Source organism: Leisingera sp. S132, from assembly GCF_025144465.1.
Lineage (GTDB): Bacteria > Pseudomonadota > Alphaproteobacteria > Rhodobacterales > Rhodobacteraceae > Leisingera.
This window is the reverse complement of record NZ_CP083553.1, coordinates 2804021-2816636: the sequence shown is the minus strand read 5'-3', so window position 1 is coordinate 2816636 and position 12616 is coordinate 2804021. Positions and strand designations below refer to the sequence as shown.

The window sequence follows — 12616 nt, the reverse complement described above, 5'->3', positions numbered from 1 at the left end:
CCCCGAAACGGAGCGCCCTGCAGAGGTAAGGTCAGCGGAGGATTCCGCGGGCGCCTTAGTTCTTCTCTTTGTCGACCATCTTGCCGGCCGAGATCCACGGCATCATGCCGCGCAGCTTGGCGCCGGTTTCTTCGATCAGGTGCTCGTCGTTGGCACGGCGGGACGCCTTCAGGGTCGGCTGGCCAACCTGGTTTTCCAGCATGAAGTCGCGGACGAATTTGCCCTGCTGGATGTCTTCCAGAACCGCTTTCATGCGGGCTTTGGTTTCGTCGTACTTCAGGATGCGCGGGCCGGTGACGTACTGGCCGTACTCGGCGGTGTTGGAGATCGAGTAGTCCATGTTGGCGATGCCGCCTTCATAGATCAGGTCAACGATCAGCTTCACTTCGTGCAGGCACTCGAAGTAGGCCATTTCCGGGGCATAGCCGGCTTCGACCAGGGTCTCGAAACCGCAGCGGATCAGCTCAACCAGGCCGCCGCACAGAACCGCCTGCTCGCCGAACAGGTCGGTTTCGCACTCTTCGCGGAAGTTGGTTTCGATGATGCCGGAGCGGCCGCCGCCGATGGCGGAGCAGTAGGACAGGCCGGTTTCCAGCGCTTTGCCGGTGGCGTCGGTGTGAACCGCGACCAGGCAGGGCACGCCGCCGCCTTTGGTGTATTCGCCGCGCACGGTGTGGCCCGGGCCCTTGGGCGCCATCATGATGACGTCGACGCCTTCTTTCGGCTCAATCAGGCCGAAGTGCACGTTCAGGCCGTGGGCGAATGCGATGGCTGCGCCCGGACGGATGTTGTCGTGGACGTATTTCTTGTAGGTCTCAGCCTGCAGTTCGTCGGGCATGGTGAACATGATCACGTCGCACCAGGCGGCAGCTTCTGCAATGCCCATGACCTGCAGGCCTTCGCCTTCGGCCTTCTTGGCGGAGGGGGAGCCTTCGCGCAGAGCAACGACAAGGTTCTTGGCGCCGCTATCGCGCAGGTTCAGCGCGTGGGCGTGGCCTTGGGAGCCATAGCCCAGAATGGCCACTTTCTTGTCCTTGATCAGGTTCACATCGCAATCGCGGTCGTAATAAACGCGCATGATCCACGTCCTTTCGTTTGGTGTTTGAGGGCATCATAGGCATGTGGGCGGGGAAGGCGATTGCTGTTGCGCATGAAATTCACAGTTTCTTTGCGGTAGTCATTCGTCGATTTGACTGATAGTGAATAAATCATGCTTGATGATCTGGACCGGCGCATTCTGCGCTATATGCAAAGCGACCCGGAGCAATCGATTCCGGATCTGGCCGAACGGCTGGGCCTCAGCGCGTCGCGTCTGTCGCGGCGGCTGGAGAAGCTGCGGGAGGGCGGCGTAATCCTCGGCCAACGGGCCGTGATCGACTGGCGGGCCCTGGGGTATGAGGTGGAGGTGTCGCTGCGGGTGACGCTGGACAAGACCAACCCGCGCGCCTTTGACGAGTTCATCGAGGCGGCCCGCGGCATTGCCGAGGTGATCGAGATCCAGACCTTTCTGGGCCAGGTCGATGTGCGGCTATCGGTGATCGCGCGGGACATGCCGCATTATCAGCAGATCTACCGCGCCGCCATTTTGAACCTGCCGCATATCACCGATATCGAAGCGCTGATGCATGTGGCGCGGATTAAGTCGGATGAGGTGCTGCCGGTATGAGCGCGCTGGATGATCTGGACTTTGCCATCCTGCGGGCGCTGTCGGAGGATGCAACGCTGTCCGCTGGGGCGCTGGGGCGGCAGCTGGGGTTGAGTCAACCGGCCACCTGGCGGCGGATCAAGCGGCTGCAGGAGGCGGGGATCATCGCGGGCCGCAGGCTGGAACTGGACAAGGAGAAGCTGGGGTTTGGCGTCACCGTCTTTTTGGGCGTGAAGCTCGCCACCAAAGGCCGGGTGTCCCTGGAGGATTTTGAGCGTGCGGTGTCTGCCATTCCCGAGGTGCAGACGGTGGAGCATGTGCTGGGCATGTATGACTACCGCCTGCGGGTGACGGCGCGGGACATTTCCGATTTTGAACGGGTGCTGCGGCGCCGGGTGATGACCCTGCCAGGGGTGGGGAATGTTGAGGCCAATGTGCTCTTGAGCGAGGAGCGCAGGCCGGGGCCGCTGGGGTGATGGGGCGACGGGATCTGCAAGGCAAGAACGGAAAGCCGGTGAAGGCGACACTGCCGGCGGATCATGAATTCGCGGAACTGATTGCGGAAGCCTACAGGGTTTTTGCGGCACCCAAGCCCGCGGAGACTGGCGTCTGCAAGGGGTGCTGCATGGATCCAAGCATCGAGGCAGATTTCCTGGTGCCCGATATTGCGGACCTGCCGCTGCACTTTCTGCAGGACTGGTATTTTGCCGCCGTGTCCGATGCCTTCGGTCAGAACATCTGGCGTTACCTGCTGCCGAGGGTTCTGGAGGTGCTCGCCAGCGGAGAGGAGCTGGCCTATGTCGGGCTCGAGGTCAGCCTGAACCGGTTTCCAACCGGAGACGCTGCGCGCTGGAAGGCAGCGGAGTGGGCGGTGCTCGACAAGTTCCAGCGGATGTATCTGGACTGGGCTGTCCGGCAGGGCGAGGACTGCCTGGATGATGTGCTGTGCATGTTCGGGATCGCCGGATGGAGGCTGGAGGATTTGTTCGCGCAGGTGCTGGACATTCCGGCAGAGACGCTTGCGGAGAGACTGTGGCGTGACTGGTGCATCGGGCGCCCGTCCATCTGGATCACGGCGTTCTGGGACAATGGCGGAAATTCTGCGGCCTTTGCCTTTTACACCTCGCCGGTGCTTTACTGGCGGATGGCAGATCTGGCTTTGGATGACCGTACCCGGCCGGAGATCGCTGAAAAGGCGCTGGCGGTGGCAGGGGTGATCGAGCAGGCGGTGGCCTGGGACGCCGGCGGCTGAGGCGCGATTGCGCCGGATGGGCGCGCCGCAGCGGAGTGTTTGTTGCCGATCAGAAACCCGCTTGGCGCAAATGCGGGTGTTTTCTGTCGTGCTTGGGCTGTCTTTTCCTTTGCGTTTCGCCAGTATCCCCCTTCGGAGAATAGCGGCGGCGCTGTATGCCATTGTAGGCTTTGCCAAAGCCTGCGGCACCGGCTAGCCGTTAGTAAAGGAAGACAAGGGAGGCCCAGATGGCACTGCTCGATACCGTGGACCCGCAGGGTCTGGATGAATTTTCGGTGGTTTTCACCGACCGCTCGCTGAACCATATGTCCAAGACATTCCAGCAGGTGATGCTGGATATCAACGCGATGCTGAAAGAGGTCTATAACGCCGAGGCCGTAGCGCTGGTGCCCGGCGGCGGGACCTATGCGATGGAGGCGGTGGCGCGCCAGTTTGCCTGCGGCGCCAATGCGCTGGTGGTGCGCAATGGCTGGTTCTCCTACCGCTGGAGCCAGATTTTCGAGGCAGGCGGCTTCACCGCGTCCTCCACCGTGATGAAGGCGCGCCGCACCGGCAATGAGAGCATCTCTCCGTTTGAGCCCGCGCCGATTGCGGATGTGGTGGCTGCGATTCACGAGCAGAAGCCCGATATCGTTTTTGCCCCGCATGTGGAAACCGCGGCAGGTGTGATCCTGCCGGACGACTATGTGACCGCCATGGCCGCAGCCGCGCATGAGGTTGGCGCGCTGATGGTGCTGGACTGCATCGCGTCGGGCTGTGCCTGGATCGATATGAAGGCAACCGGTGTCGACGTGCTGATCTCTGCCCCGCAAAAGGGCTGGAGCGCCTCGCCCTCGGCTGGTCTGGTGATGTTCTCAGAGCGTGCGCTGGCGCGGCTGGAAGAGACCTCGTCCGACAGCTTTGCCATCAACCTGAAGCAGTGGCGCACCATCATGAAGGCGTATGAGGATGGCGGCCACGCCTATCACGCGACCATGCCGACCGATGCGCTGAAGGCCTTCCGGGACACCATGCTGGAGACCAAGGAATACGGCTTCGATAGGCTGCGCGATGCGCAGTGGGCGCTGGGCAACGGCGTACGGGCCATGCTGAAAGAGAAAGGCATCACTTCGGTGGCTGCGGACGGCTTTGGCGCGCCGGGCGTGGTGGTCAGCTACACCAGCGATCCGGACGTGCAGAACGGCAAGAAGTTCCTGGCGCTGGGCACTCAGATTGCCGCCGGCGTGCCGCTGCAGTGCGATGAGCCTGCCGATTTCCGCACCTTCCGTCTGGGTCTGTTCGGCCTGGACAAGCTCTATGACGTGGATGCCACCATTGCGCGGCTGAAAACCGTCGTGGATCAGGTGCTTTAACGCAAGATCCGGACTGGGCTGCGCAAGGGAATATTGCTTGTGCGGCCCAGCCCGTGGCGCAGGGTGAGCCAGATCACCCCGAGGCTGATTGCCAGCCAAACTCCGCCCCACAGCATGGTTGCGCCGCCGAACTCCTCGGCCATCATCCGCGCGTCGGATCGCAGGTAGGACCGCGCAATGGTGTCGTCCCAGAGATCAAGCGGCGCGTAGATCATGCTGCTGACCCCGATCACCCTCAGGATCATGTCGTTGATGTTCAGGCTGAGGTACCGCGACGCGGCCAGCATCAGCGCGCCGGTGGCAAAGGTGAAGCCGAGCGCAAAGAGATCCCGGACATAGAAAGCTGCAACAGCGAGGGTGATTGCGCCGAAGACGGCAAGCACCTTGCGGTCCCAATCGGTGCGCAGGGCAATCACGAACAGGGCCGCGCCGATCAGCAGTGAGCCGGTGTAGCCAGCCGTGAGCGTCAGGAACCGGCTGCCGCCGCGCGAGACCACCCTGCCGCCCTCGTAGGGGTCTATGGTCAGGCTGACCACATCGCCGCCGGTGAGCAGGGTTGCTGCTGCGTGCGACAGCTCATGCAGGAATACGGTCAGGATCCGCAGCGGGAGCAGTGCCGGGGTCTGCCAGAGAACAGCAATGGCCAGGGTCAGGCAGAGAAGCTGCCAGTGGCCTTTCACAAAGCGTCCGGCAGCCTGCATCCTATTTAACACCCAGCCCCATCTGCATCAGCGTCTTGCGCACCGGCGCCAGGGAATAGAGCGCGTTGAGGCCAAAGGCGCGCAGGTCGCGCAGCGGACGGGGGGACAGCATCGAGGTGCGGTTCAGCAGGTCGATGCCCTTCACGCGCAGCAGGATCTCGTTGTGGCGGGCCTTGTGGTAGGCGGCCAGCATCTGCGCATCGCCTAAGGCTTCGGGGCGGGCTTCGGCCAGGTCCAGCAGGCTGCGCAGATCGCCCAGGGACATGTTCAAACCCTGGGCGCCGATCGGCGGCACCACATGGGCGGCTTCGGCCATCAGCGCCAGCCGCTCGCCGTTCAGCCGCTCTGCCGATTGGCTGATGATCGGCCAGATGGTGCGGCGCGAGGCCAGTTTCAGATCGCCGAACAGCCCGCAGCTGCGCTCGGTCATCGCGGCCTCAAAGGCGGCGGGTTCCAGGTTCAGCAGTTCCTGCGCCTTGGGGCCGCGCTCCATCCAGACAATGGCGGAGGACGGCTGGCCCTGGTAGTCGGGCAGAGGCACCAGCGTGAACGGCCCGCCGGAGCGGTGGATCTCGGTCGAGACGTTTTCATGCGGCACCGGATGGGTGACGGCAAAGGCCAGCGCCTTTTGCCCGTAACGGGTGGTTTTCACCGGAATGCCTGCGGCCTCGCGCATGGGGGAATTGCGGCCGTCACAGGCCACTACCAGTTTTGCGGTCACCTGGGTGCCGTCGCTGAGGGAGACGCGCGCCTCATCGGTGCGGGTGAACAGGCCCGTGGTGCCGGTGCCGAAACGCAGGTCGACGTTCGGCAGTTCTGCCAGCCGGGCAATCATCTCGCGCCGCAAGAGCCAGTTGGGCAGGTTCCATCCGAACGGCTGGTCCGAGATGTCGGCGGCATTGAAGTCCTTGACCACCCGCGGTTCGGGCCGGGCGCCGCCCGCATCGACGATGCGCATGATCTGCAAGGGGGCGGCGTGGTCCGCCAGACGCGCCCAGATCCCGCAGCGCTCCAGCAGCGCCTGGGCCGGTTGCAGAAAAGCGGTGGTGCGCAGGTCGGAGCCTTCGGCGTCGCGTTCGGTGACCGGCGGGGCCGGGTCGGCGCAAATGACGCTGAAGCCTTGGGAGGCAAAGGCTGCGGCTGCGGTCAGTCCCGCAATGCCGCCGCCGGAAATCAGGATGTCGCAGGTCTCGCCCATGGTTTCAGCCCTCCGTTGTTGCCCTGAAATAGGCCCTGACGGAGGGGGAAGACAAGCGGCAACCTGCCGCGCGGGGAATTAGCCGCGGGTGATGGACAGCAGTACCAGGAACATCACCGGCACCATGCACAGCGCCGGGATGTAGAGGCCCGGAATGCCGAACAGCAGGATGGAGCAGCCCCAAAGGCTGACAAAGGTTGCCAGGGCGTAGCCGATGTTCTCTTCGGGGCCGTAAGCGACCTCCTTGAAGATCCGTCCCAGCAGCGGCACGGCAAACAGGATGCGCTGCCACAGGGTCAGGCGGGCGGGGAGGGTGTATGCGCTCATCGGGTGGTCTCCTGCGTGTGGGTTCGCGGCGCATATAGGGAGGAAAACATGCAGCAAACAGGTATATTTTGACGCAGTTGCGAAGTTTTGCCGGAATGCAATGGCACACATTCCGCGTTGCGGCAAACGGCTGCGTAAAAGCGTCCCGGCGCTGGTTCCGGGGTCAGGTCAGGGCGGCGAGAAATCCGGCCAGATCGTCCGAGTGATGATGGATATGGTCCGCCTGGACCGGCTCCGGCGCCACATGCACGGTGCGCATGCCCATTTCATGCGGGGCGGCCAGATTGCGCGGGTCGTCCTCGAACATGGCGGCCTGCTGCGGGGCGATCCCGGCGCGGGTAAACACCCGGTCAAAGGCGCGGCGTTCGGGCTTGGGGTGGTAGTCCGCGTGTTCGACACCGTAAACGTCATCGAACAGTCCGGACAGCCCGCGCGCGGCCAGCACCCGCTCCGCATAGGGGGCAGAGCCGTTGGTATAGACGATCTTCTTGCCTGGCAGGTTGCGGATCGCGGCCGCCAGCGGAGCGTCCTCTTCCAGGTGGTCCATCGAGATGTCGTGCACCGCAACCAGATAGGGGTCCGGGTCCAGATCGTGCTCGCGCATCAGCCCTGCCAGGGTGGTGCCGTGCTCGCGCCAGTAATGGCTGCGCAGGCGGTCGGCCTCGGCCTTGTCCACCTTGAGCGCGTCCATCACATAGGCGGTCATCTTGACCTCGATCTGGTCGAACAGCCGTGCGGAGGGGTGATAGAGGGTGTTGTCGAGATCGAACACCCATTGGCGGACGTGGGAAAAGGCGTGTTTGGGCATGGTGCCGAAGTAGGGATCCCAAGCGGCATTTGCAATCAAAAGCGCATTTTGCCTGCGGGTTTTCAGCGCGTTGGCGCCATCAGGGTTGATTGCTGGGGGATGCACTGTAGAGATTGTCGGATCAAAATAGACAGGGACGACCATGAGCCAGAGCCGCAGCAACCAGAAAGATGCCTATGCGCTGATCCTAGAGGCCATCGACTCGGGGATCTACAAACCGGGTGACCGGCTGGTGGAAAGCGATCTGGCGGAACGCTTTGGTGTGTCGCGCACCCCGATCCGCGAGGCGCTGCAGCGGCTGGAGACGCAATCGCTGCTGGAGCGTGACGGGCGGTCGCTGATCGTCGCCTCGCTGGATCACAACCAGATGGCGGAGCTGTATGTGGTACGGCGCGAGCTGGAGGGGCTGGCGGCCCGGCTGGCGGCGCGCCATGCCACCGAGGAAGAGATCAAGGTGCTGAAGGAGATGGTTGAGTCCGACGACAAGCTGATCGGCGATCCGACGGCGCTGTCCAAGGCGAACCGCCGGTTCCATGAGCAGATCCACCTGGCCTCGCACAACCGCTATCTGGTGCAGCAGCTGGATCTGGTGCACCGGACGATGGCGCTGATGGCCACCACCTCGCTGGCGGCCGAGGGCCGCAGCGAGATTGCCCAGTCCGAGCACAAGGGCATTGTCGACGCAATCAGCCGCCGCGACGAGGCGGCGGCGGGCGAGGCTCTGAAGGAGCACATCTCGATTGCCTTCATGACCCGGCTGAAGCAGGACGCCAGCGGGCGGGGATAACCCGCCAGAGCCAGCGCCGGCGCCTGGGCCGGGCTGCCGGTTTGATGCCGTGGGCCGTCTTGTCCCAGAAATACGGGCGGGCCAGCAGTTCATGCGCCGCCTTGGCAACAGCGATGGCCCCCATCGGGAAGTAGAGGATCATCGCCGGCGCCCAGGCGGCCAGCCAGGGCCGCCCCATGGCAAAGGCCGCAGTGATGCTGATCACCAGCCCCAGCCCTTCAAAGAGCACCAGCGTGGCCGCCGCCAGCGTCAGCAGCTGCGGCGGCAGGCTTTCGGCGCCAGGGTGCGGCAGGCCCAGGGTAAACAGCCAGAACGACCAGAGCACGGGGGCAAACAGAAACTGCCCGATTGTGCCCAGAAAGAAGGCCTGAAAGCCCAGGAAGCGCTTCCAGCCCAGATCCGCCAGCAGCCGCAGCGGCTGGCGCATATGCACCAGGTAGGTCACCATGAAGCCCTTGAGCCAGCGCGAGCGCTGCCTGATCCAGGGCCAGGGGCGCCAGTTTGCCTCCTCATAGGTGGTGCTGGGCAGCATTTCGGTGCGGTAGCCCGCCCGGTACAGGCGGACGCCCAGATCGGCGTCCTCGGTCACGTTGTGGGCATCCCAGCCGCCCAGTTCTTCCAGCACCTCGCGGCGCACGAACATTGTGGTGCCGCCCAGGGGCACCACCAGGCCAAGCCGGGCAATGCCATCCAGGACGATGCGGAACCAGCTGGCATATTCCAGTGTGAAGCAGCGCGAAATCCAGTTGGTGCCCGGATTGTAGTAGTCCAGCACCCCCTGAAAGCAGGCAGTGCGCTTCCCGGCGGAGGCGAAGGCCTGCGCCACCCGGTTCAGCTGGTCTGTCTGGGGCGCGTCCTCGGCATCCCAGACCCCGATGATGTCGCCCCGGCAGAAGTTCAGCGCATAATTCATCGCCCGCGGTTTGGTGGTCAGCCCGCCATAGGCCGGGACCTCCACCACCCGGATCCACGGCGGCAGGCGGGTGTTCTCCAGGGCGGCCCGGGTGACGCTGTCGTGCTCCTCCAGCACCAGGATCACGTCCGTCTGCGCCCGCGGGTAGCTGAGTTTCCGGATCCGGGCAAGCAGCGCATGGCTGATCTCGGCCTCCCGGTAGAGCGGCACCAGGATCGAAATCATGGGGCAAGAGGGGCGGGCGGGGGAGGCCGACGCCGGCGCAGCGGATGTCCTCTCTGCCCGCGCCTGCCAGTAAGAGGCGAGCCCGAAAAGCTTGAGCGCCGTGAACAAAAATACGGTCAGCAGGGCGATTGCACTGAGGGCGGCGGGAAGTGCTGCCGGCGCGTGCCAGGCCAGATAGAGCGCCGGGGCCGTCAAGGCGGCCAGCAGAGCGCGGCCCCGGGGCGGCCGCAAGGAGCGGCAGCTCAGGCGCGGGGGCACGCTGCAGCTTGCCTGCCGCACCAGCGCCGGGCTGAAGTGAGCTGTCAGCAGCGCCGTGATTTGCGCTTCGCTGGCCAGAACAGGCGTGATCCGTTCGAAATTGTCCTGCAGCTCCTGCTGCAGGGTTTCAAACCGGTCGGGGTGGGCTACGGCCAGGGTGACGGTCCGGCCCAGCTGCATCCAGGGAACAGCGCAGTGGCGCAGCCAGAACGCTGCGGGTTTGCAGGCGAGCAGCCGCGCATTGGCCATTTGGCCGGACAGGTCGGCGCGGGGCATCCGGTACTGGCTGGACAATGTGTCCTGAACCCGGTCTTCGCTGGCCAGGCCTTCGGCGACCAGCACCCGGCCAAGCGCGGCCCCCTGATGCTGGCGCAGCACCAGCGCCTTCATCATGCTGCTGCTGTCCACCGGTGGCAGAGCACCAGAGGCCCTGCCCTGCTGCGGGGGCTTTCCATGCTGCGGCAGACGGAACTGCCGCAGCGGCTTTGACACAATACCCATCGCCTGCCCGCAACACTGAAACCAGAGGCGCTCAGGCTGGCGGTCGGGGGTTAAGAGTTGGTAAACGCGGCATTAACCATGCCGCCCGGGCGGCATGGTTAACTGATTTTTTACGCGGATTTGCGCTCTGCCATTGCGTCGGCAAAGCGCTCGAACAGGTAGAAGCTGTCCTGCGGGCCGGGGCTGGCTTCAGGGTGATGCTGCACCGAGAAGACCGGCTTGCCGGTGATGCGGATGCCGCAGTTGGAGCCGTCGAACAGCGAGACATGCGATTCTTCGACGCCCTCCGGCAGGGTCTGCGCATCCACCGCAAAGCCGTGGTTCATCGAGGTGATCTCCACCTTGCCGGTGGCATGCTCCTTGACCGGGTGGTTGGCACCGTGGTGGCCGTGGTTCATCTTGACGGTCTTGGCGCCCAATGCCAGCGCCAGCATCTGGTGGCCAAGGCAGATGCCAAAGACCGGCAGGTCCGCTTTCAGAACGTCCTGGATCATCGGCACCGCGTATTCGCCGGTGGCAGCCGGATCGCCCGGGCCGTTGGACAGGAACACGCCGTCGGGGTTGTGCGCCAGAACTTCCTCGGCCGTTGCAGTGGCGGGCAGCACGGTCACGTCGCAGCCCGCGGAGGCGAGGCAGCGCAGGATGTTGCGCTTGGCGCCGTAGTCGACCGCCACAACCTTGTGCTTGGGGGCTTCCTGGCGGGCATAGCCGTCCGGCCAGGCCCAGCGCATCTCGTCCCAGCGGTAGCTTTGCGCGCAGGTCACGTCCTTGGCCAGATCCAGGCCGACGAGGCCGGACCAGCCGCGGGCCCTGGCGACCAGCGCCTCGACGTCGAAGTTGCCTTCGGGGTCATGCGCCAGCGCCACATGCGGCGCGCCTTGCTGGCGGATCGCGCGGGTCAGGCGGCGGGTGTCGATGCCGCCGATGGCGATGCGGCCGGTGCGGGTCAGCCAGTCCTTCAGCTCTTCGGTTGCGCGCCAGTTGGAGGCCAGGGTCGGATCCCATTTCACCACCATGCCTGCGGCAACCGGATCGCCGGTCTCGTCATCTTCCGGGGTGACGCCGGTGTTGCCGATGTGCGGGAAGGTGAAGGTCACGATCTGGCCCGCATAGGAGGGGTCTGTCATGATCTCCTGGTAGCCGGTCATCGCGGTGTTGAAGCAGAGCTCGGCCACGGTGTTGCCGGTCGCGCCGAAACCGGTGCCGTAAAAGACGGTGCCATCAGCGAGCGCCAGGCATGCGGTGGGCTTGGTCGGGGCGGAAGCGGCCATTGCGCGAGTCTCCATGCGGGTAAAATTCATGGGCTTGTAAGGGGAGCGCCCATGCGGGTCAAGCCTGCAAGGGGCGGGCAGGCTGACGCGGGGTCCGGAATTGAAAGTTTACTGAAAACTTGCGCAGAAGCGCCGGAATGGATAACCATCGGTGTCCGGCAACCATGGGGATGCTTTTGCATATGGATACGCGCACTCGGGTCAATCAGGCCCTGAAGCAGGCGATGAAAGACAAGGCCGCCGCCCGGCTGGCCACGCTGCGGCTGATCAATGCCGCCATCAAGGACCGCGAGATCGCGGCCCGTGCCGATGGCGAGGAAACCAGCATCGGCGACGGCGAAATCCTTGCCATTCTCGGCAAGATGACCAAGCAGCGCAAGGAAAGCGCCCGCGCCTATGAGGAAGGCGGGCGGCTGGATCTGGCGGAGCGGGAACTGGGCGAGATCAGTGTGATCGAGGAGTTCCTGCCGCAGCAGCTGAGCGACGAGGAAGCGTCCGAGGCGGTGAAGGCCGCGGTGGCGGAAACCGGCGCCGAATCGATTCGCGACATGGGCAAGGTGATGGCTGCGCTGAAGGCGAAATACACCGGCCAGATGGATTTCGGCAAAGCCGGGCCGATGGTCAAGGATCAGCTCTGCAGCAAAGGCGATTGCTGATCCGCTGCTGCCAAGCGGATACCGCGCTGGCGCGCGGTGCCTGCGGCGCGAGTATTTGAAGAATGATGAAGAGAGGCCCGCAGCGCGGGCCTTTTTCATGCCTGCTGCACGGACAGGGCGTCTTTCAGGTCGCCGTAGAGCGCCACCCGTTCCTCTTCTGACAGGAAGGCGCCGATCTCCACTTCGCGGCCGCCGCCCTGCAGGGTGACGTAGTGGGGCACCGGGCCGTCATGGTCGTGCATCTCCACGCGGGTCCAGTAGCGGTTGCAGTGCCAGCTTTGGCGGCCCCCGTCCGGGTTGATCCGCTCCAGCCGGGCTTCCTTGGCTGTGAGGGTCAGCACTTCGAGAATCTGGTGGTCGCGGCGGCTGCGGTCCAGCGCCCATTTCATGCCGAACAGCGCCAGCAGCAGGAAGGGCAGCAGGCCCCAGAGCAGGAAGGATCCCAGGAGCGGCACCAGCGGCACGCAGATCAGAGCGGCAGTGAGGCCAATGAAGCGCACGTAGCCCTTGGGCGGCAGCGACTGGTGCGGCCAAAGGTGCAGTTCGCGCTCGGCGCCGGCCTGCGGGCGGGTCCAGGTGTAGGGCATTGGTTCGGGCCTGCTGGGGAGGGAAGCTCTTGTTCAAAGAATGTGCCGGAAGGGCGGAATGTCCACTGCGGCTGTTCCGCCCGTCAGGAGGGCAAGAAAAAGGCCCCGGAGCATCAGCGCCGGGGCCTTTTCGCT

14 protein-coding genes are annotated in these 12616 nt (G+C 64.5%); 6 read left to right on the top strand and 8 right to left on the bottom strand.

Going from position 1 to position 12616, the window contains the following annotated elements:
- Positions 1-55: 55 nt before the first annotated feature.
- The gene (ilvC, locus tag K3725_RS14015) at positions 56-1078 is read right to left on the bottom strand and encodes a ketol-acid reductoisomerase (RefSeq protein WP_019298383.1); all 1023 of its coding nucleotides are present in this window, start codon (positions 1076-1078) and stop codon (positions 56-58) included.
- A gap of 132 nt (positions 1079-1210) precedes the next feature.
- Here ilvC and K3725_RS14010 point away from each other — a divergent pair, with 132 nt between their 5' ends.
- From K3725_RS14010 to K3725_RS13995, 4 genes are all read left to right on the top strand, one after another.
- A complete protein-coding gene (locus tag K3725_RS14010; RefSeq protein ID WP_222480646.1) occupies positions 1211-1666 on the top strand; it encodes an Lrp/AsnC family transcriptional regulator in 456 nt (151 codons plus the stop codon).
- Positions 1663-2121: an Lrp/AsnC family transcriptional regulator gene (locus tag K3725_RS14005; RefSeq protein WP_065268380.1), complete on the top strand. Its 459-nt coding sequence runs from the start codon at positions 1663-1665 to the stop codon at positions 2119-2121. The genes K3725_RS14010 and K3725_RS14005 overlap by 4 nt, the downstream gene beginning before the upstream one ends.
- Entirely contained in the window at positions 2121-2897 is a 777-nt protein-coding gene (locus K3725_RS14000) for a hypothetical protein (protein ID WP_260015918.1), read from the top strand. Before K3725_RS14005 ends, K3725_RS14000 begins: the two co-directional genes overlap by 1 nt.
- Before the next feature lie 227 nt (positions 2898-3124).
- A complete protein-coding gene (locus tag K3725_RS13995; RefSeq protein WP_260015917.1) occupies positions 3125-4249 on the top strand; it encodes an aminotransferase class V-fold PLP-dependent enzyme in 1125 nt (374 codons plus the stop codon).
- Here the strand turns inward: K3725_RS13995 and K3725_RS13990 are convergent.
- The 4 genes from K3725_RS13990 to K3725_RS13975 form a co-directional block, all read right to left on the bottom strand.
- Positions 4246-4950, bottom strand: a complete 705-nt coding sequence (locus tag K3725_RS13990; RefSeq protein WP_260015916.1) for a M50 family metallopeptidase — start codon at positions 4948-4950, stop codon at positions 4246-4248. The genes K3725_RS13995 and K3725_RS13990 overlap by 4 nt on opposite strands.
- A 1-nt stretch (position 4951) precedes the next feature.
- Entirely contained in the window at positions 4952-6148 is a 1197-nt protein-coding gene (locus K3725_RS13985) for a UbiH/UbiF family hydroxylase (RefSeq protein ID WP_260015915.1), read from the bottom strand.
- A gap of 78 nt (positions 6149-6226) precedes the next feature.
- Positions 6227-6475, bottom strand: a complete 249-nt coding sequence (locus K3725_RS13980) for a hypothetical protein (RefSeq protein ID WP_039184022.1) — start codon at positions 6473-6475, stop codon at positions 6227-6229.
- 163 nt (positions 6476-6638) lie between these two features.
- Entirely contained in the window at positions 6639-7283 is a 645-nt protein-coding gene (locus tag K3725_RS13975; RefSeq protein ID WP_260015914.1) for a pyrimidine 5'-nucleotidase, read from the bottom strand.
- Positions 7284-7425: 142 nt separating this feature from the next.
- Here K3725_RS13975 and K3725_RS13970 point away from each other — a divergent pair, with 142 nt between their 5' ends.
- Entirely contained in the window at positions 7426-8070 is a 645-nt protein-coding gene (locus K3725_RS13970) for a GntR family transcriptional regulator (RefSeq protein ID WP_260015913.1), read from the top strand.
- Here K3725_RS13970 and K3725_RS13965 read toward each other — a convergent pair.
- Entirely contained in the window at positions 8030-9967 is a 1938-nt protein-coding gene (locus tag K3725_RS13965) for a glycosyltransferase (protein ID WP_260015912.1), read from the bottom strand. The genes K3725_RS13970 and K3725_RS13965 overlap by 41 nt on opposite strands.
- Before the next feature lie 110 nt (positions 9968-10077).
- Entirely contained in the window at positions 10078-11238 is a 1161-nt protein-coding gene (gene carA, locus K3725_RS13960; RefSeq protein ID WP_260018615.1) for a glutamine-hydrolyzing carbamoyl-phosphate synthase small subunit, read from the bottom strand.
- 182 nt (positions 11239-11420) lie between these two features.
- On the opposite strand from carA, the gene K3725_RS13955 reads away from it, so the two are divergent.
- Complete coding sequence (locus tag K3725_RS13955; protein WP_260015911.1) at positions 11421-11894, top strand: GatB/YqeY domain-containing protein; 474 nt, start codon at positions 11421-11423, stop codon at positions 11892-11894.
- 95 nt (positions 11895-11989) lie between these two features.
- Here K3725_RS13955 and K3725_RS13950 read toward each other — a convergent pair whose 3' ends face one another.
- Positions 11990-12481 carry a DUF2244 domain-containing protein gene (locus K3725_RS13950; RefSeq protein ID WP_260015910.1) on the bottom strand — a complete coding sequence of 164 codons (492 nt, stop codon included), beginning with the start codon at positions 12479-12481 and terminating at the stop codon, positions 11990-11992.
- Positions 12482-12616 lie beyond the last annotated feature (135 nt).